Genomic DNA, 22074 nt, shown 5'->3' on the forward strand with positions numbered 1-22074 from the left:
TAATATCCCGGTAGTAAATGAAATTGTCCTCTGCAGCCTGCACTGTACTAACAACCCCTGTCATTTCGACTGCAGGCTGCGGAAGTGCGGGAATCAGCAGCAGATAGGTCATAAGTAATATGATGCTTCTTTTGAAAAAATGAATCCTCTTCATGGTCTGCGTGTCTCCCCCTTACAAATCCCAATCGACTTCCGGCGCGCGGTTATCGATCTCTATCGTCCGCTCCACCAATGCTTGCTTGATGGGATCGGTATACGAATCTGCAGAGCGCCGGTCCGCTTCCGTCACGTAATCCTCAATGGTCGGCTGGCCAAACTCTTCAAAGACCGTCAGCCGGATTTCATATCTCCCTACCTGAGTCAACTCCAGCTTAGGATTAATCTCATTTCCATTATTGAAGATCTCCCATTTCTCATCGGTAAACCGCCCGTCATTATTGGAGTCATAGCGGTACTCCCAGATTCGACGGTTCAGGTCGTCCTTGTCTGTTGAGAAGGATCTGTCCATAATTTGTAGGATTGCTTTGTTCCCCTTCTCCGGGTCGCGATACATTTTTTGGGGAATGTCAAAATACACACTTGGTACTTCATCGGGTACAATATCGAACGTGATTTCACCATCTGCACCATAGCCGGCTGTATTCTCTACGTGAATGGTCGCTTTGTATTTGCCCGGCTTCCGGAATAGTACGTCCTTGCTCTCCAGCTCGGCCAGACTGCCGCTGTACCTTATGTCCGCACTGGTTCCGCCGCTGACGGCGCTGATCGTGACCTGGGTCTTGGACTTAATGATCGGGAACCGGTTCGGGCTTTGGCTGCTATTGGTGAGCGTGGTTTTACGGTTCTGCTTCAGCGCCCCGGTAATCTCCAGACTTGCGGATGGGGTTGGCTCAATGACCGTTACCTCGGTGCTGGTGCTCCCGATCAGCCCGTCATTATCGACAACGGTAAGCATTATGGGGAATGTCTGTCCAACCTTATCCCGTGTGTACCATACATAGCCTCTGGCTGTATTTTCAATCCCGCCCTCTGCTCCAGGAGTTCCCCAGGCATAGTCGGTGATGTAACCGTCCGGGTCGGAAGAAGCTCCCCCATAGACCATCATGTCTGAACCAGCCTTGACGTACTTGGGTGCACTGATGCGGGCAATAGGCGGCTTGCCTTCCGGCTTGCTCGGTGTGCCCGGTATGGATGGGTAGGTAATGGGGGTGTCCTTCTTATACACCCCGGCCGAGACTTCCATTTTCTGTTCCAGGGAGGTTATCGAACCCGACTTGGTAACCACCGGATTCTTGAACCGAATAATCACTGTCAGCGCGTAATCCTGCTTGAAGCTGTCACCGGTCACCCGGCTGGCCGGGATCTGGAAGTCAAAGCTTTTCGATGCGGTGAGCATTTTACCGAATTCTTTCTTCATGTCAGCCTTAGCTGACCCATCCTTTTCACGGGCATAGAATACCCATTCCTCGATGTTAGAAGAATTTTCGTAACCCAGCAACTCGCCTTTAACGCTGATTTTCACATCGACCTTGCTGCCGTCCAATTTGATTGGATTCGGGCTTGGCTTCTCTAGGGTGGCCGTTCCGTTCAGCGTAGCTTGGTCAGGTGGGGAGTAATCGAAGGTGACCGTTCCGGCGTAGCTGTAGGATGTGACCTTGGCTTCGGCGGTAAAAAAATATGGAAGTGTTACATAATAGAGCCTGCCTTCTACCCATTGCCCTTTAGGAAAGTTATCAGACACTTGTTCCGGTCTTTGTTGAGCGGAAGGTACTTGGTACGTAACAACAAACCGACCATTTTTTACTGCAGTTGTGCCTTTGTAGCCAATAAGATCTTTTGGATCGAGTTTAATACTTGATTGTATGACACTGCTAAACGGTACTTGATTCATAGCATTCCGGTACCAGGTTGCTTGGTTCGGACTTACTGGATCTGATTTCGTGGAAACAATCGTTTTAGGCGGATCGTTTGAAGGCATGGAGTAATCTGTAGCATTTCTGTTATAGCTTTCGTTAATGCCCTTATCATCTTTGTAGTCGTTAATTTGCCAACGTCGGCCGTCTGCATATCGCCAGATAGAGTTACCAGGTGTGCTCTTAAATGGATCTTCAAAACCGCCAGAGGTTCCTGTTACTGGAAATATTTCGTCCTTCACAGTACCCTTCAGGATAACCTTTATCTTACCATTTTCAACCGTTAATGCTCCTACAATACTATTGTTACCATTGTATTTGAGTGTACCGGCCTTAATCGCAGTAGCAGCGACCCCACTTGGCAGATCGAGATAGAACGTTTTAGCACTATTATTCGAACCAGTTAAGCCTGTCGTGACCGGTACACTAACACTGCCCTGCTTGGTACCAGTGTCTGCAGAATAGATCACATTAGGCATTAGTACCAAGCAAGTAATGACAATAAGAGCCGGAATCCATAGTTTCTTTTTTCTCATCTTCAATTTCCTCTAGGTTCCACAACATATACAGCGTTAGCAGTTTTATTTTTATTTATTAATCGAATCTTAAAGTAATTAATTTCTCCAGTATATAGATATCCTTGGTAAGTATTGAGTTTTTCTCCTGGCTTCAAACTCCAATCCCACAATGCTTCTTTGCTATTTGGTTTATAGTAACTAGCCTTAGGCATAGCAGCGAAAGCTTCTCCTTTTGAGAGGTCACCAAAATTAAGAGCCCATTTTTCACTTAAGTCTTTAACATTTTGTTGAACAAGATTCCCGCTCTTATTCTCAACGGTAATCTTTGTCCATACAAAATACTGAGCATCATTAATGGCATAGTCATACTTCTTAGCCAGTGCCTGAGCATCCTTCGACTTCGCATCAAAGATCATAATCTTCTCCAACGTATAACTAAGCCCCCCAGCCGTAACTGTCACCGGCAGCTCCACATCCTTCACCAATCCATACTTAGACAGGTTGTCCCTCATAATAGGTGCTGCCGTCGGTTTTGCAGCTGTCGCATGTGCAGATCCTACTTGGCCTGAAATCGAACCTGCTAACAGTGCAGTTGCTAACATTGTTTTCATCATTATCTTTTTCATCTGAATCTCTCCTTTAGTAGTTTGTACGACCTGCTAAGGCTCGCCTCGGTGCAGGATTACCCTGCCGGATAGTTCATCGATTCAGCTTATATTCCTGAACCGCCGGCACTGTAATGGCCTCTTGAACCTTGCTTCTGGAGATCAGCACCGGATGCTGCGTTTGAATCACGGCAATAACCGAAGGACCTTGTATGTATTTGGTGATACCGTAAGTACTGTCCTCATAGAGCAGCGGAAAAGTATCGCCCGTAGATTCATCCACGATGTCGAACTTGACGATCTTCACTTGAGCCTGAAGCCGGCTCCCCGCCAAGGGGGATAAGCCGTCATCCAGTCCCAGATTACTCTGCAGGGTGTGGCGGAAGGTGGCATAAGCCTCAGCGGGGTCAATGACCAGACGGCCTTGGGCCTTCGCTGCTTCGTTCAACTCCTGTGATGCGTCATGGACGGCCATATTGTTGGCATCCTTAAGCATGCTGCGCACCTGGTCCCATTCCTGATTCTGAATCTGAAAAAACCAGGAATAAATAAAGATCAACAGGACAAAGGCCAGCTTGATAATATAATCCATAGGTTAGCTTCATCCCTTAATTAATCGAGATATTCACTCATGATTGAGCCATGTCCATAGTACTGTGTTGGCTGGGATACGCCGGAGAAATTGTAGGGGAACAAGTTCACCCGCGGTGCGGTTACGTACACATCAATCCGCTGTTTGCGTTCAAGGATCACTTCTGTTCCGCTGGTTATCTTAATCGAACCTTCGGGAAATCCTACAGCTTTCAGATTCGAAATGACCTCAGCCTTCATGGAGGCAGTGACCATCCCTTCTGTCGCTGCCTTTTGCGTAATATAAGAGGTGTTGGCCTTGACCTGCAGATCGAGCAGATAATCAATGTACGTAAAAATCGGCTGCAGGATAATGAACAACACCAGCCACATGAACAAGGCCCGGAGGACGGTTGCCTTCAAACGCAGCGCCTCCTTTTAATACTTCTCGACAGCTTTGACATGAGTGATAATATCATCCTGGCTGCCGCCGATCATGCTTGTAGCCCCAGCGATAAAAATCCCGGCAATCACAAAGCCAATAGCCAGAAATAGCGCGACGGAAATCGAGTCCTTCTTCATCTCTGTTAAACCAACGGACTGGCGATCGTATACGTTACTGCCGTTTCCACAGAAACTGCGGGCTGAATCATACTAACCGCCGGGATATCAGGTCTGTTGTCATCTGCTTTATCGATTACGTCCCGTACCACAGGAATCAATACGGCAATTACGATAGCCACACACAGAAATCCGATAGCGATAAATAACCCGGTAGAAATAGCGTCTTTTTTCATTGTTAATATCTCCCTTTTGATTGTATATTTTAAAATGATTCTTGAATATAACAAAAATTTCACTTCGTTTATTTTCTTGCTGCCAGCCTGCCTATATTGATCATTGGAACATCCCTACGCCGTTAAAATTCCCTTTGATCAGCATAATGTACTGCATCGCCAGCGACACAATCATCAGAAAGATGGCGATCGACGGAATGACATTGATGATCGTGGAAATGTCCCCGATAAAGGACCACTTCTTCAGATATTGGTCACTTGAGATTTTGGTAATAATTTTGCCCTGCTCCTGCAGATACTTCGCCGCTTCATGGTCATCATCCATCCCTTCTGTCGCAAGCAGAATCGAACGGATATCGTTGATAAACATGTGGTTCTCCGGGAATTTGCTGCAAAACCATTCAATGGCCCGCTCCGTCCCCTCATCCACCGCCCGCTCTGACAGCTCATACAGATCCTGGCGGATGTAACTGAAATGGTTGGCCGTCCCGGCGCAGAAGGCGCCAAATTCCACATACCCCCGCTTGCGCAGACGGTTATTCTCATAGAGACGGATGAAGGAGATCAGCTCTCCGTCTTTTTGGATCAGTGTCTTCTGATGCAGCCAGCTCAGCAGCCAGCCAAACGGCAGCGCCCGCTGCGGACTGGTAAACACGAGAATCAGCAGAGCAATCAGAGGATCGTATATTGACATTGGCTCTGAACGTAAGAAGTCTCCCGTTACCTGGGCCAGCAGATAGAGGAAAGCCGCCGAATATCGGAACAGGGTGATTTTGGCTGCGGATATAGAGAGTCCGCTCTGGCCCAGCAATTGCTGCAGCCGCTCATTGTGCACACGTTCCCCGAAAGCCTTCCACTGCTGGCCCAGACGGAGCACATACCGTTCCTGACGGCTACTGCTGCTGACAAAGACCAGTAAGGCAAGATACACAATACCTGTTACAGCTATCAAAAGTAGTAATCTATCCATCATTCATCACCTTAATGGTAGTCCAGTCTGGGTCTGGCGAGGATGGTACTGATCATGAACGAGATGAATAGGCCCGTCAGGATCACCATCATAAATGAAAGTCCAATCGTTGTCTCGAACTGCAATTTGAAATACACATCCGGCTTCAGCATGTACATGAACGTTCCCACAGAAGACACCAGCACAATCAGATTACCGTACAGCCCCAGGCTGATCGCATCCCTGCTGCTGGCCTTTACTGTCAGAATAGTCTCCCGTTGCAGCTCCATTGAGCGGTTAAGCGTCATGAGCGAGCTTTTGAGATAACGGGTGCCCTCCTTCTCGCAATAGAGCAGGTCCGATACGAATTCTACGGCAAACGTCGTGCCAATCGCTCCGGCAAAACGCCCAGCTTCCTCGTTCAGCTCCCGCTCATTGCTATAGCCGGCGAACGCTGCCCCCAGCAGCCTCAAGGGCGTCTTCAACACATTCTCCACCGGCAGCAAGTCACTGGTCTTGGACAAAATGGAATCCGCAGACAAATGCGTGAATTTGGTGGCGATTTTGATCACATCGAGCAGATCGTAGCTCCCCCGCACCTTGCGCTGGGCATAGCTATATCTCATTCGCAGATAAGGAATACAGGCGGAGAGCACCGCCAGAAACAGCGGAAGCCGCCAGGCATTCGCCACAGGTGCGCCGTCATTCAACACCATGCCTTCCAGAAAAGGATTGCTGAAGCTCATCTGCCCCGGCAGCTCTTTAAGAGTCAGCAGACTCGATAGGAATACCCCGAGGAACAGCATCCCCGAACGGGTGACGAAGCGCAGCACACTGATGCCCGGCTCGTATCGCTTATGGGCAAAATACAGCAGATCATCCAGATGGCGGTACAGCCACATTTTCCTCTTCGCGCTGCTGACCTTGTGGCCGAACAAGCTCATCCGCAGGTTCATCCGCAGATCCAGCTTCTGACCCCACTGCCATAGATGCCGCTCAATCAGCGGCTTGACCAGCAGCCAAAGTCCGCCTGCAACAAGCAGGTGAAGCACAAACTGGATGATATAGAACAGCAGCCCCACAGGCTCTCCCTCCTCTCATTCGTTCAAAACGATTTTGGACTTCAGACTTTCCTTCAGCGGGTCAGTCATCGGCTTCTGCGCAGCGAGATGTCCAAGCTCCTGCAGCAGCATCCGTGCTGCTCTGGCATTCTTCTTCTTCATCTTATCGATCAGCGCCTGGGTCAGCTTGTCATTATAGGTCCAGCCCGCCTGCTCCGGTTCCCAGCGCATCAGATCATTGGCGAAGACTGAATTACTGGCCTCTTCATAAAAGACCTCGGAGATACGCGCAAGCCGTTTCTTCCCATCCGGGACGCTCTCCAGAATGAATACCAGCTCACAGGATTTCAGCGCCGAGATTAAATGTCCCTTCAGGCTGCCACCGATCCGTGTAGATACAGCAAACGCCCCCTGATAAGGAATATCCTCCGAATCTACGGTATGAAAGGTACCCGTAATGCCGTCATACCCCTTCTCCCCGCTCCACAGATAGAATTCCCACTCGTTATAACGCATTTCCGTCATGTACAAAATGTTCGGGTCATGCCGCAGCGATTCCACTCCTACCTCCATTAATTCTTCATTAGACGCCTGAATGGGAATGATCCGGTGGCCTTTGATCTGATACGGTAAAATCGACTCCGGATGCTTCTCGATCATCACGACGCCCATACAGGAGGAAGAGCCGAGCAGCTGCTCGCCGACAATCGTATTGGCAAAAGTGGTTTTACCCGAGCCTACGGCACCCGCGATAATCGTGTTGCGGAATGTCCCGGTAAGCGCACGAATCAGATCAATCGCTTCCGCAGGAATACATTCCGTGCCAGCCTGATCATCCAGATCCAGAAATTCAACGACCTGCCGCCGCAGTGAGATAGTAGTGAAGCCCTCCCATACCCGCGGGGAGACCCAGATGGCTAGACGAATGAACCGGCCGGGCCAGAGAGGATCATCCATTTTGAATTCAACAGAAGGATTATCCTTGTTAAGCTTCTTGCCCGGATCACTTTTGAGAAGAGAACGCTTAAGCTGCTCCACCCGGTCCAGCGAAGGCATCTCATAGGGATACGCCACGAACCTGCCTTGATGGTTATAAAAAATTTGCCGCCCGATCATCTGCAGTCCGGTGGATTCGCTATAGGCTCGGTCTGTGAACCAGCGGTAGGCGGGGCCGAAGCCCTTCCATTCATGAAACAGCGCTTCAGCGGCTGTGCGGTAAGCCTCCGGCACTTTTCCGGTAAACGGGGTCCGGCGCAGGTATTTCTCAATCTCGTTCATGAAAAAGCTGACCGCCTGCGGATCACCAACCAGCGCCTTCGCATTCAGTTCGAAATAGCCGTCGTCCTCACGCTCCAGCCCGGCGTTCATTTCACTTTTCATGGTGTGCAGGAAGCTGTAAAAGTCCTCTTTACCGGGCTTGCTGGTACGCAGTACGCTCTGCTTCAGTGAGAATAGCCGTCTGCTCTGCGTTTCGTCCGCGAGTCCAGGCACCGCCTGTAAGCTCTCATCTTGTTGTTCCTGCCGCCTGCCCTGCTCAGGGTCCAGCGGAGCCCATCCGGACAGCACCCGCCTCTGCTGTAACGGCAAGCTGTCATCCTTGTTGTTCATCATTGAAATCTCCCCCTCTTGCGGGTTTCCTGGGCGAGGCCCAGTGATACAAGCAATGCGTGGACCTTATCGTCCACTTGCTGAAGCTCTTTTTTGCCCAGCGGCAGACTCTCCGGAAAAGATGGATAATACGGTAGCTCCAGCAAAAGCTCGCTGCCAAAACGCAGCGCCAGGCTCTTCGGTGAAGTTAACTCCTCCACATTGCTGCGGTTGATAATCCACTGGAAGTCCTGCGGATGTAGGTCCATATGTCCAGCCAGCTCCATCAGGGGCTGCAGCCTGTGTTCATGCCGCGGGTGTGTAACGATCATACGCAGCACCGACTTTTGCATTCCCACATACCACGCAGCACTCTCGGGAATCGAACCGAAATCCGCGATCACCACATCAGCACTTTCACTTGCTCTCGCTAGCAGATATTCGATTTCCTCCTCCTGATAATCCTGGGCGCTTAGATAATCGAAGTTCCCGGGCAGATAGGCATAGCCTTCCTGCTTCACCAGCGCGCTGAAGTCCTCATCATGCAGCATTTTACCGGTAATTCGCGGCCGCAGCCTGTCCAGACTAACCGCTGCCTTCCGGTCATAGCCCGGATCGTACAGGTCGAGACCGAGCATAATCACCCGCAGCCCTGAAGCGGCAATCCTCCTGGCGAACAGCTTGGCAATGCTCGTGCAGCCAATCCCTGGCCCCGAGCCGAAGAAGCCTACCAGATTACCGCTCTCCTTGTGCTCATCTTCAAGCATATAGCGCAGCTTATCGATGATTGCCGCTGAGGTGCAGCGCGGAGGCATGAAGAATATGCCCAGACTCTCACACTGCATATGTATGGCCTGGTAACCCCGCACCCCTTTTTGCAAATAGATATATAAAATCGAAGAGTCCGGATACCGCCCTCTCAGCTCTCTTAATTCCGCTACCGGCACCTGCTCGCTCGTTACCATTAACAGATGCCCTCCGGCATGCTCAGGCTCAGGCAGCACACTTTGGGCAATAACGGTGAATCCTGCCAGCTTAATCTCATTAATCGTCAGCTGATCTATGCCCAGACTGAATATTCTCAAGTTTATTCCTCCTCCTTTCTGTCTGCTCTTCTACTCCACCCGGACAATCCATAGCTTCTTGCCCTGCTCGAGATAAGCTCCCAGCAGCTCACCGTCGCTCTTCTTCAGCTTCAGCTCCGGGGCTGCCACCTTCCCGGTTGAAGTAAAACGGTTATTGTTATTGCCATTCTCCGAGTCGAGTACATCGTTGTTATCTTCCGTACGCACGTAGTTTACAGTCACTCCACTTAAGAATACTTTGCGCGCAGGGATTTCCGGCGGAACCTCTGCTTCCGGCAGCGAAGAAGCGTCTGAGGTCTGCCCTACTCCAGTAGCAGTTACAGATGCAGATGCAGCCGGACTGTATCCTCTGCGTTCTTTTGCGGGTAAGTCTCCTTCGACCAGATAGATATCTACCTTATCCCTGCTGCGGAGTGAACCGTTGATGGCATAGATCGTGTCTTTGGGAATCGGGAAAATCCCCTCGTCCTGCTGTGGCTCCAGTTCGCTTACATCCACCAGCGACTCGGTCAGAATGCTGCCATCCGTCAGATTAACATTCGTAATCTTCTGTTCCACCTGCTCCAGACTACGGACGACCCCTGCCGGGATGTCTTTGGTCTGTACGGAATCCAGATAGAGATTCTCCGCTGTCAGCTCATGGTTCTTCGGCAGGAAGCCCCCGCCTTCCACCTTGATTTTGACGACGGTCTGTGACAGTACATAAGGCTTGAAATACAGATCATAGCCGAGCAGTCCGCCGAAGCCGGTGAGCAGGATGAGTCCGGCGAAGAAATAATTGCGTTTTAATAGACGTCCGCGTTTTGTTGACAAGCCCTTTACCCCCTTTGAATGTGATTTCTGCACATAGCAAAATACACTTTGGCGCATGTGTCCAAAATGCCGGTAAAATGCTTTTTTACCTTAGTGGTTGAGAAGTGTATTAGATTATCCTTGTGAGGTTGTGAAGCCTGAGGCTGCGGGAAGCTCCCGCTGAAGATGAATGCCGGTAAAAGCCAGGCCAGAACGATGTTCCATATCCCCTGCGTTACGCAGGATGCTGACTTTTACCGGAGTGGTTGTAATGGTTAAGGCAAGATTAGCTGATTAATTAAATACTACTGTTTTATTGTGATGCACGAGGATTCTGTCCTCAATATGCCATTTGACCGCACGGGCCAGAACGACCCGCTCAATGGTACGTCCAATGCGCTTCAGCTCATTCACATCATCACTGTGGCTGACCCGCTGAACGTCCTGCTCGATAATCGGCCCGCCGTCCAGCTCCTCGGTCACGTAATGGGCAGTCGCCCCGATGATCTTGACTCCGCGCTGATAGGCCTGGGCGTACGGCTTACCACCGACGAAGGCAGGCAGGAACGAATGATGGATATTGATGATCCGGTGCCGGTAATGCTCGATGAATGAAGGGGAAATAATCTGCATGTACCGGGCCAGTATAATGACATCGATATCTTCACCGATAACCTCCAGTTGACGCGCTTCAGCTTCAGCCTTCGTCTCTGCGGTAACCGGAATGTGATGGAACGGAATGCCGAAAGATTCCACATAACCCTGCATATCAGTGTGGTTGCTGACCACAAGCGCGATATCTGCATCCAGGTCACCCGCCTGCCACTGCCAGAGCAGCTCCACCAGACAATGGTCCTCCTTGGAGACGAAGATCGCCAGCCGCTTCTTATGGCTTACCTTGAAAATCTGCCAGTTCATCTTGAAGCGTTCGGCAACACCGCCGAAGATGTTACGTACCTCTTCCAGCCGCTCATCCAGCTTAGGCAGATCAAACTCTACTCTCATGAAGAACATTCCGCCGTCCGGGTCCATCGTATATTGGTCCGACTGCACAATGTTCGCGCCATGCTGATACAAAAAATGCGATACCGCCGCTACAATCCCAGGTCCGTCAGGACAAGATATGAGCATACGCGCCCGCTCCGGGTAGGGTCTGCCTGTTGAATGCTCTCTCTTCACATGTAATTCCATAGTTCTCGGTTCATCCTCTCATCTGCTTGCGTTATCTATGCGGGTCTATGCCTTCACGAGCAGCTGTTTGCCTGCAAGCCAGGCGATCAGCCGGTGATTAACAGCTTCCTCACTAAGCTGAGGGAATAATCCGGCAGCTATGACTTGATCATAGAGACGCTCCAGCGGTTCACGGGGATCTGCTTTTTTGGCCTTGGCGTCATTCTTGAGCAGCTCCCACACATCCAGCACATAACGGCGGGAATCCAGCTCCTGCTTGGCAAAAAAGGCATGCAGCTCTTCCAGCTCCTGCAGGAATTCCGCTCCGAAGCGTTCAGCAACATTGCCGCGCAGCAGGGCGATTTCTACTTCATACATGGGGCGGAGCTTCTTGGCATCCTTACCGATCCAGGGTGTCTCCAGAATAAACGGCAGACCTGCGAGTGCTTCATGCTGGACTACATTGTTGATCGTCTCGAATCCCAGGTAGCCGGAGCCAATCGGTGTATGACGGTCTTTGCCCGCTCCGCGCGGGTTCTTGCTGTCATTAAGATGGATCACGCCGAGCCGCTCCAAGCCGATGGTATCATCGAACTTCTTCAGCACCCCATCCAGATCGTTCACGATGTCATATCCGGCATCATGAATGTGACAGGTGTCAAGACAGATCGATAGCCGCTGATTAAATTCGACCTTATCTATAATGGAGGCAAGCTCCTCGAAGGTGCGGCCGATCTCTGTGCCTTTACCAGCCATCGTCTCCAGTGCGATATGCACATCGGTCTCATTCGTACCGCCCAGCACCTCATTCAGGCCGTCTGCAATGCGCTGGATGCCATAATCAGCATCCTTATCAGTGAATGCACCCGGATGCAGGACAATATGCTTGACCTCAAGCGCATGGGTCCGGCGGATCTCCTCCTGCAGGAAATCTACTGCCAGCTGGTAGGTATTCTCCTTATAGGAGCCCAGGTTAATAATGTAAGGGGCGTGAACCACAATCTCTCCGACGCCATTCTCCCGCATCTTCTGCTTGCCTTCCTCGGGGAACATCGATTCAATCGGCTTCCGGCGCGTATTTTGCGGCGCTCCCGTATATATCATAAACGAGGTAGATCCGTACTCATTTGCTTCATTGGCCGCGCTCAGGAGACCCTTGTCCGCGCAGGACACATGTGAACCTATTTTCAGCATGCTTAATTTCCCTCTTTCCTTCACGAATTAACCCTTATTCTACCGTGATCGGGAGAATAAATCTAGGCAAGCCCTGAAAGACCGCTTCCGCTTCGCAAACCTAAGGAAATACGCTATACTCAAGAGGAGCAAAAGGAAAGTGACAATCATCATTGTCAAAGGCGGTGTATTCATGCATTTCCATTTACCCTCAAGCTTATTGTCCACATCTCCAAGCAACTGGTTTATGAACTCCATCGCATTTTGGACTTTTTTACTGCTGGGCAGCATGTGTATCGGCGGCTATTTTATGTTCCGCAAATTTCTGAAGGTGCTGCCCAAGGCTGACGGCAAATCCAAGCTGGACTGGCAGAACTACTGGGTGGAACGCAGCCGTCCGCTGTGGAGCGACGAGATGAAGTCTTTTCTGGACCAGCTTGTACAGCCGGTGCCTAGTCCATTCCGCGACATTGCCAAGCATTCTATCGCTGCCGAGATCGGCAAGCTGGCTGTAGAGAGCCATGCAACGGAGGTTACCCGTGAGCACTGTATCCAAGGGTACATTATTGCCACGCCCCGGCGTGACAACAGGTTCCTGATCACCTTCCTGGAGAAGAACGGTATTGATTATGCGCCTTACAAGCACCTGGTCAAATGAATTTATCTACTCACGCCGCCACAGGCGTCCAGAATAGGAGCAATCCCTATGAAATATATCATTTGCGGAGGCAGCGGATTCATTGGCAGCGAGCTTACCGGATATTGGCTGCACAGCGGACATCAGATCATCAGTGTCGGGCGCAAGAACCCCGAGAACAAGCTGGATCATCCGGGGCTTAGCTATCTCACCTGGGACAGCCTGGCAGCCCATCCTGAAGCGGCAGAAGGCGCAGATGCGCTGATTAATCTTGCCGGAGCATCGCTAAGCCAGCGCTGGACCTCTAAGGGGAAGCAGGCGATTATTGAATCGCGTCTTGAAACCGTTGCCGCTGCCGGGAAGCTGCTAAATTCACTCCAGCATAAGCCAAACGTGATCGTCCAGTCCTCAGCCGTCGCCATTTATGGTACATCTGTGCAGGATACCTATAACGAAGCTTCCGAGACCCGGGTGATCGATTTCCCTTCCGAGGTGGTCAAGACCTGGGAGGAGGCTGCAGATGAAGCCTATGCCGGTATCCGTCTGGTCAAGCTGCGCACAGGGATTGTGCTTGGCAATGAGAGCGGTGCTTTTCCCAAAATGAAGCTGCCTTACTCGCTTGGCTTCGGCGGCAAAATCGGCACCGGCAAGCAGTGGATGTCCTGGATTCACCTTACAGACATTGTGCGCCTAATCGAATTTTGCATCCTTCAGCCTGAGATTGAGGGTCCCGTTAATGCCACCGCTCCACAGCCGGTCACCAATGAACAGTTCGGACGGATGATCGGCAAAGTCTACCATCGTCCGCATTGGTTCCCGATTCCGGCATTTCTGCTAAAAACCGCTGTTGGCGAGCTGTCAGAGATTCTGCTGGAAGGCCAGCGTGTGCTTCCTTCCAAAGCAATTAACCACGGCTTCACCTTCAACTATCCCACGCTACAGCCTGCATTGGAGCAACTGAAAAATCAGTAGGCTGCTGGAAACGCACCCTTCTATTCATCCCATCTGTCTCTGCTAAGCTGTGCGAAAGGTGTAGGTACCCTTAACAATGGTGAACACGGTGCCTTCGGTCAGCGGGTATTCTTTGTAGGGAACCATAGCTTCGCCTGCAAGCAGCGTCCCGTTCCTGGAATCCAGATCCTTCAGAATGTATCCTCCTGAGGCTCTGGAGATTTCAGCATGAACCCGTGAAGCACCCTCCGATTTCTCAATGTACTGGGCCACTTCAGAGGAGCGTCCAATAATGAAGCTGGGCCGGTTCAGCTCAATTCTCTCAATAGCTCCAACGTCATCCGGGTCGCTTCTTTCCAGATAAGGTACTGTCCTTCCGGCCTGAGGAAGACTGCTGCCTGTAGCCTGAACGGGTTCCCGGGTCAGCAGCGCTGTAGCCATCGCCGCTTCCTTCTTCTGCGGACTGCTGGCGGCTTTCCCCGGCGGAGCCTGTTGTCTGTCAGCCGGTGTAGCTGTGAAGCCGTTGACTCCCACAGTTGCTTCTTGTTGCTGAGGAGTGTAGACCGGGGCAGGAGGACGATGCTGATCTACCGGATTCCTGCCGAAATCCCACTCCAGATCGCTTCTCAGCTTACGGTTCCGGGCTATACTATTATAATCCTCTGCCCCCTCCTCCAGAGTATCCATCTCTTCCTCAGCTTCGCCCCAAGCCAGCCTTCCACTCCATACCAGCCAGCACACTGCCGCAAGTATCAGAGTCACCGCAGCACAAACTGCCAGCCATGGTGTCCGGGGGGCATTAAGATAGAGAAACTTCCATAGTAACGCATCACCTAATAATGCCCCCAGCAATATATATGTCCTGTAAGGACTCTGCTTGCCCTCAGCCTGAACAGGTCCAACTGTTGCATCCATTGCTGTCTGAACCCCTGATAATCCCTCCCCCAGCTTCAGCTGTGGCGTACCGCTCATCCAAGGCGTGGGATTAAGCATCGAACCGGAAGGCCGCGCCTCCTTATCTCCATGTACATGGGAAAACGATGCGGCTGCGGACCTTTCCCTGCCCGGGTCCTCCAGCCTGCGAGCCGTAGACTGCGCCCAATCTATCCTCGTTCCTGGTACAGCGGTAGAAGTGCCTAGGCCAGCCATAGGACTTAGATGTGCAGGCTCCGCTCCTTCAATATTGGCGTTATGGGGTGTAACCTCCGTCAGCATTTCTGCGAGCAGCTCCTTCAGCCCCGCCGGACTAAAAGCTTCTTCCCCGCAATATTTCAGCAGCCGCTGAATCCCGTCACCTGATAACTCCTTAATGGCTCCCATGAAGACCATGATCAGCGATTTCAAGGCTTCTCCCGGCTTCGGTGCGGGATCTGTGAGTTCCAGCGGAATATAGGTCAGGAAGACCTTGCCGCTGCTGAGCGTACCTTCGATAAAGATAAAGTCCTCATGGAGCGCATACTGCTCTGTACGCAGCATATACAGCTGCCCCTCCTCCATCCCGGCAGCGATCTGCAGCATCAGCCCGAAGAATTCCGTCATGCTCAGCTTCCCGCTTTTAAGCAGAGCTCCAAGCATTTTACGTCTTGCCACCGAGTATTCCAGTGTGACCTGCAGATCTATCTCTCTAAGCAGCAAGCGTAAATGATGCGGTATCCCGCTGGTCATCAGCATCCGGGCCTGCACCATATTCAGCTCTCCTGCGCTCAGCCCCCCGGATCTGCCCAGCAGCATCGTTATTCCGTCCTGCTGGATGAAATCCCGTTCCAGTCCATACAAGTCTCTTCACCTCCTAAGCGTCAACGATAAGCTCCAAGTCAGAAATAAATATAAGCACAAATGAAGCCCGGAAACACGGCCAGCATAAAGGGAAACCGGAGTAACTCCCCCTCCCGGCCCTTAGCCAGACTCATATTGCGGAGCAGCAGGAACCCGGCTGTTCTGCTAATCATGCTGCGCAGCCTACGCCCTGTCTCCCTTTTGTAGAGAATGATAATCCAGCCTACGACTGCCCCCAGGAGCACCGAATAGACAATGACCTGAAGCGAGAAAAGCACTCCCGTCCAAGCACCGATAGCCGCAAAGAGCTTCACATCACCAGCCCCCACCGCCCCGGTAAAATACATAATCAGCAGGAGCAGGAAGCCTGCTCCGCTGCCGCAAAGTGAAAACAGCAGCCCCTGCCAGCCATTGATAATCCACTGCAGGAGCAGTCCGCCAATCAGCGCGGGCAGTGTAATCCAGTTAGGAATTCTCATCCAGCGTATATCTGTGAATAATGCCGCTGTCAGGAACGGCAGGCAGCCCCATAGCGCCCATTCCGTCATCTGCCTTCCCCTTTTCTCTACTCTTTTATTTGTTCACCACTGTAAAAGTCGCCTGAAGTGTAGCTCCATCAGCCAGACTAACCACAAAGGGCCAGGTGCCCGGCGTAGTATTCACGCCGATCTTCCATTCCCATTCGATGTACCCTTGCTCATCTGCCTGCTTCCAGCCCAGATACTTGGCAGTACTCTGGCCGCTCTTGTAAAAGATCGACAGATTGGCCGATGACCCGGGAGGCACCTTCACCTTGATGATGCCCTGGTGATTCGCTACTCCCGGATTCGGCTTCTCCAGGATCACAATGGTTCCGGCCTCCTCAGCAGGTTCAGCCGTGTTTTCTTCCCCGGTAGAATCGGTGTTGCCGACCCATAAGCGTTCAACTGCGCTGGCCTCCAGCACGATTTTTTCATTCAGGAACGGGACTCTCATGGGCAGCTCATAGCTGACTACCATACCGAAATACGGATGTGTTCCTTGCCTCAGATCAGGTACAGTGACATTCGATACATGAATTCTGCTATATTCAAGCCAGTCCGAAGATAGATATGGCCGGAGCATCGGCTTAAGCACCAGATCCAGTGCAGCCTCGGATGCTCCCGCCTGCACCTTCTGCAGCGGCCCTTCTCCCTCCCGGATGACAGCCTTGACCCAGGATTCCATAGTCTGCGGAAGCTTCTCCACGTAGTCCTCACTCCACTCCGTTATCGACAGCCGCGGTATGCTCCAGATGCTGGAGAAGTCCGCATCATCTGAGTGCTCAGCCTCACCTGCTTCTCCGGCTTCCTCTCCACCTTCCCCCTCCTGCTGCTGCATGGCCAGAGCTGCCGGATATATATGAGTTGAGATTATTTTGACAGTGTCAGAAGCCGTACTCTGCAGCGCTGTTGAATACAAGGTCATTTGGATAATGAAGATGAGGAACAGGACAAATAGCAGGAACACAGGCAGAATCAGTGCCGCCTCCACAACCATGCTGCCTTCATCCTTAGGATCCGGCGATTTCCTCAGCCACCGCTTCATTCTACCCTCCCCCTCAGTAAGAAAAGTCAGCCGCTGCTTGTCTGAAATACACTTTCCCCCGTACATCCCCTGGCAGTCCGGCACTGTAATTCACCAGCTTCACTACACCCGGCAGAAACCAAAGCTGCATCCCCATCGTGATCCCGGCAGAGGCATATGTATATTTCTCTACCGGATTGATGCCGGTATTCAGGCGGATCAGCGCAAGCATCCGGGACAACTGTTCTTCCCCTCCCCCATGCAACAGCAGGAACAGCCGAAGATAGTCACGATAGCTGAGCTGTGCGGTCATGTATTTGGATAAGGGAATCTCCCCCTTGGTGCAGAGCTGTATCATATCCTGGATAGCCTGCTCAATGCCGTACAGCAGTCCAGCGGCCAGAACGACAAGCGGATTTCCCATACCAGATTTCTCAATCAGGCCTTCCATCGTCCGCACAGCCAGCCGCAGAGCAAAGATCTCGCCATAAGCGGCTGCCACATTGCCTGCAGGATTATAGAATCCGTACAAAATATATTCCAGCTCTTGCGCCTGCGGCTTCAGCTGCTCTCCCAGCTGCTCACCGAATCCTTCAGCAGACCCGAAGGCCAGTGAGGTTAGCGCAGACAGATCGAAATGCCGGAAATACATCGCAGAGTACTCCGTCTGGTACAGCCGGTCTCTGGCTCCTGCCAACACACTGCCCATAGCAGCATATATCCCATCCATATCTTTCATGGACGACTTGCCTGCAGCGTATTGATCGCCAGTATTCACAGCAGCCCCCGGCTCCTGTTCCAGACCTTCGTTAAAGGCCACATTTTGCTGGTAGTATTGACGCAGACTACCATACTGCTCCATCGCTTCCTGTGCGCTGCTTCCCAGCGCGCGGATCTGATCCAGCAGCTTCATGGCATCGCCAAGCTTCTTCTTGGCCTGCCCTTCTATCTGCTTGCGCTGGCTGTCAGCAGTGCGGCGGCTCTCAATCTGTTCCGCTTCCTGCGTTATAACAGTTCCGTGTTGCCCGTAGCTGCTTATATAGCCGTGAACAGCTCTGGAAGCATTAAGAACCCCTGCGCTCATAAGAGAATAGTCGGCATACAGCCCGGATGCTGTACTTAATATAGCCGGCAAGCCGGAGACCAGCAGTTCCAAGGGAAGCGCGGTACTTCGCTGTACCCCGATGTTATTCCCCAGCCCGCTAAGCTCAGCTGGAGGAAGGATAAGTCCCTCCACCTGTGCTCTCAGCTTCTTAAGAGGCTCTGAGCTAAGCTCTCCGGCCGTGTCCGGAATGTCCCAGTTATGGGCAGGATCATCCCCCGCAGTGCTGGCATCCGCCTCCGCCTGATCAATGACACTCTTCATCTGCAGGTTTAGCGCATTCACCTGCTCCAGTGCAGCCTCTGCTTCATCCAGAAGACGGCCATTTCTCTCCTGGAAGTCAGCCAGAACTACTGGTATCTTGCCTGTTATTTCGCCAATCTGAACCTGATACTGTGATAGCACTGCCGTGTACTTTGGCCATGTCTTGGGGGGACGGTAATAATCGTCATAATACTTGTTCACATAATCCCCGTACATCGCCGGGATATCGGAGCTTGCGGCCAAGGATGCAAGCGAACGCGCGGGAATACTGTCACCAGGAGGACTCATCAGCAGCTTCTGCAGGTTCTGTGCACTGTCAGCAGCTTCCTTGCGCTTCTTCAGCATGAGATCCAGCGCTTCCTCACGCTGATCATATAAAGGCTGTAAATCACCCAGTATCTCTGTTGTCCGTGAAGCCTCAGTCATCGCCGCCGATAACGGCTTAAGCTTGCCTGCCAGCTCCAGGGCGAAATCAACCGGCGCTTTGTATTTCATCTCTTCAATAATCTGCCGCCGGAAGACCTCATAGGTGCCCAGCGGGCGGCTCCAGTCCAGCGAAGAGGAATCCACCATCACGGGCAGCAGGTTAAATGCATCCCCCCGTCCGCTCTCGTACAGATTGTCGTTAAGCACCTTCGATAGCAGCTGATTGCCGTCCCCGCCGCCGAAGGCGAATAAGCCGTAGTTCTCGCGCAGCTCAATGTCATATGCCGACATTACAGAGCGTATAGCGGCTCTCGCCAGACGTTCCTCCTGCACATTCACCGCCGCCATCCGTGCGTAATCGATCAGCACAGCATTAAACAGAAACACAAACGCCAGCACCATAATAAGAAAGACCGATACCGAACCTTCCGCTGAACGAAGACATCTTAATATAAATCCGCGATACAAGCAGCGGCTCAGGCCGGGATACTTTCTTAAGAACCTGCTGTGACTGAAAATATGCATCCGAACTTCCCCTTAACCTTATTCTTGAACAACCCGGCCCAAGCTGTTCCATCACCAGCCATCCTTAATGCAGCTTATCAAGCATAAGGGCTGCCTGCTTCTTCTCCATGCCGCTGCCCTCCTTGCCGGCGGAGGAATGCTCTTTGAACTTCGACCCGTAATAACGCATAAGATCCACTGTTCTTATGAATTCAACAGGCTCCGTAACGTAGGAGCGGGCATATACCTCAGGTGCGGCTCTATCGGCTAGCAGATTGTCCAGAACAGGCAGATGTAGCACTTTCTTCAGCTCCGTACTGATCCTGCGGCCAGTTAATCCGTAGACATAGCTCATTTCTCCCTGTAATCCGGCAGGCACCATCTGTGATGCCCGGCGCAGCTTCACTACCGGCAGGGGCCCTCCTTCCTCAGCATTACCAGGCAGCGTAATAGCCGTACTGCCATTGTCTGCTCCTGAACCAAATAGCGAAGCCAACAGTCCATCCTCACCGATTCTCCAGTACAGCGGATCAACATTTCCAGTCTGGAATTCTCCGCTTACCTCCCGGTTACTATTCTCCCAGTTATAAGCAGCCCGCTCCGCAGTAGCTGAGGCAATCTGCAGCAGCATCGACTTCTGATAGCTGTGCAGGGAGAAGAACAGCAGCACCATCGTAATCCCCATAAGAATCGGCAGCAGAAGCGAAGCCTCGATAGTGAAGCTCCCCTCATCCTCCCGTAGCGGAATCACTCAAAGACTTCCTGGCTCTTATCTCCGGCAGTACCGATCAGATCCTTAACCACCTTCACAATCTCCTCACGGAATACCAAAACGACCGCAATCAGGACAGCAATGATCAGGATCATCTCCAGCGTCCCCAGCCCCTCTTCATCTCTCCAAAAGCTTTTTGCTCCTTCTGCCATCTGTGTTAACATACACCTCTACCTCCTACATTTTTAACATCATAATCGCTGGTGTTCCCACCAGCACAATCACAATCAAGAAGATAACCACCATCGGAAAAACCAGCTTCGACGATGCCTGTTCGCCGCGTGTGCGGCTGATCGCCTTGCGCTTCTCCCAGAGCATCCGTGACAGATCCCGCAGTGACAGAACAAAGTCGGCCCCGCCTCTGCGGTAATTAAGCAGCACTGTAGTTGTGAAGATGGAGACCTCCTGTACAGCACAGCGCTTACTGAAGTTCTCGAACGCCTGCTGGAAGGAGTAACCGCCGTCCCATTCAGCTGTCATCTTCATTAATTCAGCGTAGAGCGGATGGGTGCTATCCCCATGACGGCTGTTCACACAGCGGACAATCGCCCGCTGAACGGTCTCACCTGCGCCGACCAGCAGAACAATACTGTTCAGCAGCTCAGGAAGCTCCAGCATAATATTCTGCTCCCGTACACGCACCTTTTTGTGCAGATCGCTAACCATCGCCACCGGGAGTGCAACTGCCAAGAGCCCTCCGAGGATGATTCCCGCCTGCTCTCCTGTAAAGCTTGTCAGTGCACTTCCGCCTGCGGCAAGCAGCCAGCTGTAGCTAAGCATCTCCCCCATGAACAGTAAGGTCCGTTCTGCACTGTAGCGCATACCATAGATCCGCTGCAGCGAACGTTGTATCCTGAACATCACGGACGGGAGATAACTGGCGATTCTTCCCTTCTCGACTACTAACAATAGAGGCTCACCCAGCCGCCGCAGCCGCAGGCCTTCCATAGGCAGCTCCCGCAGTGCGGCGTAGCGGCTGCCGCAGCTCATCCTCAGAATGAGCCAGCCCGCTGCGAGCAGAAGCAGAATCGCACCGCAGATCAATGACATCCCCTTCACTCACCCTCCCTCACAGCGGAATATCCATGATCTTGTTGGTCCAGAGGTAACAGAGGAATAGTGCAATCAGCGCCAGTGTGGACACCGCAATTCCTGCACCAGTATACATAGGCTGCATATAGTCTCCGGCGCTCAGACTCATGAACATCACCATCATCAGCGGAGAGACCAGCAGCGCCTTCGCCTCGAATTTCTTCTGGGCGATACTGACGGCTATATCCTGCTGGATATCCAGCTTCTCGCCGATGATGGATGAGGTGCGACGTACGATCTCAACCAGATCCCCGCCGGTACGCTTGCAGACCATGAACACATCTGCGAAGCGCTCCACATCCTCCATTCCTGCTCTTTTGCTGAATTCATACAGCGCATCTTCAATCGGCTCCCCGTTCTCCATCCGGGCACAGATAATATTCAGCTCGGAGATCATGTCACTTGCGCCCTCCGGGTCAAGCATCCGCAGGTCCTGCACGGCCTCACGGAAGGCATTCTCCACCGAACGTCCGGCGGAGAGCGACGAAGAGAGCGAGAATAGCATTTGCTTGAATTGCAGATTCAGTGCAGCACGGCGGCGCTGCAGCAGATATTCGCGCAGCAGCCGCGGCCCATAGGCGCTTCCGGGGACAAGCAGTGCCGCCAGGAGCAGCCGGTGATAGAACAGGTAACCAATACCGAACAACAGGACTCCGGCACCCAGAATGACCAGCATTCTTTGCAGGGAGGTCAACTCGTATACGGTATAATCCGGCAACAGTATCTGCTCTCCCCCTTGAGATGCGCTAACCGGCAGTACGGGCGGTGTCCTCTTCATGAACCCT

The 22074-nt window shown here is 52.1% G+C and carries 23 protein-coding genes; 2 read left to right on the forward strand and 21 right to left on the reverse strand.

Going from position 1 to position 22074, the window contains the following annotated elements; translation table 11 throughout:
• Nucleotides 1-172: 172 nt before the first annotated feature.
• From NSS64_RS22305 to NSS64_RS22365, 13 genes are all read right to left on the reverse strand, one after another.
• Nucleotides 173-1741: a hypothetical protein gene (locus NSS64_RS22305; protein ID WP_341141558.1), complete on the reverse strand. Its 1569-nt coding sequence runs from the start codon at nt 1739-1741 to the stop codon at nt 173-175.
• 710 nt (nt 1742-2451) lie between these two features.
• Nucleotides 2452-3057 (reverse strand): hypothetical protein, encoded by a 606-nt coding sequence (locus NSS64_RS22310; RefSeq protein ID WP_341141559.1) that lies wholly within the window; start codon nt 3055-3057, stop codon nt 2452-2454.
• 73 nt (nt 3058-3130) lie between these two features.
• Nucleotides 3131-3628 (reverse strand): hypothetical protein, encoded by a 498-nt coding sequence (locus tag NSS64_RS22315; RefSeq protein WP_341141560.1) that lies wholly within the window; start codon nt 3626-3628, stop codon nt 3131-3133.
• 20 nt (nt 3629-3648) lie between these two features.
• Nucleotides 3649-4029, reverse strand: a complete 381-nt coding sequence (locus NSS64_RS22320; RefSeq protein WP_339254249.1) for a hypothetical protein — start codon at nt 4027-4029, stop codon at nt 3649-3651.
• 15 nt (nt 4030-4044) lie between these two features.
• The gene (locus tag NSS64_RS22325) at nt 4045-4188 is read right to left on the reverse strand and encodes a hypothetical protein (RefSeq protein WP_340826409.1); all 144 of its coding nucleotides are present in this window, start codon (nt 4186-4188) and stop codon (nt 4045-4047) included.
• 5 nt (nt 4189-4193) lie between these two features.
• Nucleotides 4194-4403 carry a hypothetical protein gene (locus NSS64_RS22330; RefSeq protein ID WP_341141561.1) on the reverse strand — a complete coding sequence of 70 codons (210 nt, stop codon included), beginning with the start codon at nt 4401-4403 and terminating at the stop codon, nt 4194-4196.
• A 100-nt stretch (nt 4404-4503) separates the two neighbouring features.
• Complete coding sequence (locus NSS64_RS22335) at nt 4504-5373, reverse strand: hypothetical protein (RefSeq protein WP_341141562.1); 870 nt, start codon at nt 5371-5373, stop codon at nt 4504-4506.
• Nucleotides 5374-5384: 11 nt separating this feature from the next.
• Nucleotides 5385-6434: a hypothetical protein gene (locus NSS64_RS22340; protein WP_341141563.1), complete on the reverse strand. Its 1050-nt coding sequence runs from the start codon at nt 6432-6434 to the stop codon at nt 5385-5387.
• A gap of 15 nt (nt 6435-6449) precedes the next feature.
• Nucleotides 6450-8024 carry an ATPase, T2SS/T4P/T4SS family gene (locus NSS64_RS22345; protein WP_341141564.1) on the reverse strand — a complete coding sequence of 525 codons (1575 nt, stop codon included), beginning with the start codon at nt 8022-8024 and terminating at the stop codon, nt 6450-6452.
• Nucleotides 8021-9085, reverse strand: a complete 1065-nt coding sequence (locus NSS64_RS22350) for a hypothetical protein (RefSeq protein ID WP_341141565.1) — start codon at nt 9083-9085, stop codon at nt 8021-8023. Before NSS64_RS22350 ends, NSS64_RS22345 begins: the two co-directional genes overlap by 4 nt.
• A gap of 30 nt (nt 9086-9115) precedes the next feature.
• Complete coding sequence (locus NSS64_RS22355) at nt 9116-9898, reverse strand: SAF domain-containing protein (protein WP_341141566.1); 783 nt, start codon at nt 9896-9898, stop codon at nt 9116-9118.
• Nucleotides 9899-10171: 273 nt separating this feature from the next.
• Complete coding sequence (gene purU, locus NSS64_RS22360) at nt 10172-11068, reverse strand: formyltetrahydrofolate deformylase (RefSeq protein WP_340991398.1); 897 nt, start codon at nt 11066-11068, stop codon at nt 10172-10174.
• Between the two features lie 45 nt (nt 11069-11113).
• The gene (locus NSS64_RS22365; protein ID WP_036727528.1) at nt 11114-12241 is read right to left on the reverse strand and encodes a deoxyribonuclease IV; all 1128 of its coding nucleotides are present in this window, start codon (nt 12239-12241) and stop codon (nt 11114-11116) included.
• Between the two features lie 172 nt (nt 12242-12413).
• Here NSS64_RS22365 and NSS64_RS22370 point away from each other — a divergent pair, with 172 nt between their 5' ends.
• A complete protein-coding gene (locus NSS64_RS22370) occupies nt 12414-12878 on the forward strand; it encodes a DUF2621 family protein (RefSeq protein ID WP_209991726.1) in 465 nt (154 codons plus the stop codon).
• Nucleotides 12879-12926: 48 nt separating this feature from the next.
• Complete coding sequence (locus NSS64_RS22375; protein ID WP_341141567.1) at nt 12927-13829, forward strand: TIGR01777 family oxidoreductase; 903 nt, start codon at nt 12927-12929, stop codon at nt 13827-13829.
• 42 nt (nt 13830-13871) lie between these two features.
• On the opposite strand, the gene NSS64_RS22380 is transcribed toward NSS64_RS22375, so the two are convergent.
• From NSS64_RS22380 to NSS64_RS22415, 8 genes are all read right to left on the reverse strand, one after another.
• Nucleotides 13872-15584, reverse strand: coding sequence for a DUF6382 domain-containing protein (locus tag NSS64_RS22380; protein ID WP_341141568.1), 1713 nt, complete (start codon nt 15582-15584; stop codon nt 13872-13874).
• 38 nt (nt 15585-15622) lie between these two features.
• Nucleotides 15623-16132 carry an A24 family peptidase gene (locus NSS64_RS22385; protein WP_341141569.1) on the reverse strand — a complete coding sequence of 170 codons (510 nt, stop codon included), beginning with the start codon at nt 16130-16132 and terminating at the stop codon, nt 15623-15625.
• A 25-nt stretch (nt 16133-16157) separates the two neighbouring features.
• Entirely contained in the window at nt 16158-17150 is a 993-nt protein-coding gene (locus NSS64_RS22390; protein WP_341141570.1) for a TadE/TadG family type IV pilus assembly protein, read from the reverse strand.
• Nucleotides 17151-17163: 13 nt separating this feature from the next.
• A complete protein-coding gene (locus tag NSS64_RS22395; protein WP_341141571.1) occupies nt 17164-19308 on the reverse strand; it encodes a hypothetical protein in 2145 nt (714 codons plus the stop codon).
• Between the two features lie 202 nt (nt 19309-19510).
• Nucleotides 19511-20176 (reverse strand): TadE/TadG family type IV pilus assembly protein, encoded by a 666-nt coding sequence (locus NSS64_RS22400; protein ID WP_341141572.1) that lies wholly within the window; start codon nt 20174-20176, stop codon nt 19511-19513.
• The gene (locus tag NSS64_RS22405; RefSeq protein ID WP_340943436.1) at nt 20173-20361 is read right to left on the reverse strand and encodes a Flp1 family type IVb pilin; all 189 of its coding nucleotides are present in this window, start codon (nt 20359-20361) and stop codon (nt 20173-20175) included. The genes NSS64_RS22400 and NSS64_RS22405 overlap by 4 nt, the downstream gene beginning before the upstream one ends.
• A gap of 13 nt (nt 20362-20374) precedes the next feature.
• A complete protein-coding gene (locus NSS64_RS22410) occupies nt 20375-21247 on the reverse strand; it encodes a type II secretion system F family protein (RefSeq protein WP_341142878.1) in 873 nt (290 codons plus the stop codon).
• Between the two features lie 19 nt (nt 21248-21266).
• Nucleotides 21267-22067: a type II secretion system F family protein gene (locus NSS64_RS22415; RefSeq protein WP_341142879.1), complete on the reverse strand. Its 801-nt coding sequence runs from the start codon at nt 22065-22067 to the stop codon at nt 21267-21269.
• Nucleotides 22068-22074 lie beyond the last annotated feature (7 nt).

The sequence above is a fragment of the Paenibacillus sp. FSL H8-0122 genome (assembly GCF_038005345.1).
Lineage (GTDB): Bacteria > Bacillota > Bacilli > Paenibacillales > Paenibacillaceae > Paenibacillus_AQ.

Excerpts from the sequence above, each read along its gene's own strand:
- NSS64_RS22385 (WP_341141569.1), bottom strand. The coding sequence starts at position 16,132 with ATGACGGAATGGGCGCTATGGGGCTGCCTGCCGTTCCTGACAGCGGCA.
- NSS64_RS22365 (WP_036727528.1), bottom strand. The coding sequence starts at position 12,241 with ATGCTGAAAATAGGTTCACATGTGTCCTGCGCGGACAAGGGTCTCCTG.
- NSS64_RS22310 (WP_341141559.1), bottom strand. The coding sequence starts at position 3,057 with ATGAAAAAGATAATGATGAAAACAATGTTAGCAACTGCACTGTTAGCA.
- purU (WP_340991398.1), bottom strand. The coding sequence starts at position 11,068 with ATGGAATTACATGTGAAGAGAGAGCATTCAACAGGCAGACCCTACCCG.
- NSS64_RS22345 (WP_341141564.1), bottom strand. The coding sequence starts at position 8,024 with ATGATGAACAACAAGGATGACAGCTTGCCGTTACAGCAGAGGCGGGTG.
- NSS64_RS22315 (WP_341141560.1), bottom strand. The coding sequence starts at position 3,628 with ATGGATTATATTATCAAGCTGGCCTTTGTCCTGTTGATCTTTATTTAT.
- NSS64_RS22410 (WP_341142878.1), bottom strand. The coding sequence starts at position 21,247 with ATGTCATTGATCTGCGGTGCGATTCTGCTTCTGCTCGCAGCGGGCTGG.
- NSS64_RS22325 (WP_340826409.1), bottom strand. The coding sequence starts at position 4,188 with ATGAAGAAGGACTCGATTTCCGTCGCGCTATTTCTGGCTATTGGCTTT.
- NSS64_RS22370 (WP_209991726.1), top strand. The coding sequence starts at position 12,414 with ATGCATTTCCATTTACCCTCAAGCTTATTGTCCACATCTCCAAGCAAC.
- NSS64_RS22390 (WP_341141570.1), bottom strand. The coding sequence starts at position 17,150 with ATGAAGCGGTGGCTGAGGAAATCGCCGGATCCTAAGGATGAAGGCAGC.
- NSS64_RS22330 (WP_341141561.1), bottom strand. The coding sequence starts at position 4,403 with ATGAAAAAAGACGCTATTTCTACCGGGTTATTTATCGCTATCGGATTT.
- NSS64_RS22405 (WP_340943436.1), bottom strand. The coding sequence starts at position 20,361 with ATGTTAACACAGATGGCAGAAGGAGCAAAAAGCTTTTGGAGAGATGAA.
- NSS64_RS22375 (WP_341141567.1), top strand. The coding sequence starts at position 12,927 with ATGAAATATATCATTTGCGGAGGCAGCGGATTCATTGGCAGCGAGCTT.
- NSS64_RS22335 (WP_341141562.1), bottom strand. The coding sequence starts at position 5,373 with ATGGATAGATTACTACTTTTGATAGCTGTAACAGGTATTGTGTATCTT.
- NSS64_RS22415 (WP_341142879.1), bottom strand. The coding sequence starts at position 22,067 with ATGAAGAGGACACCGCCCGTACTGCCGGTTAGCGCATCTCAAGGGGGA.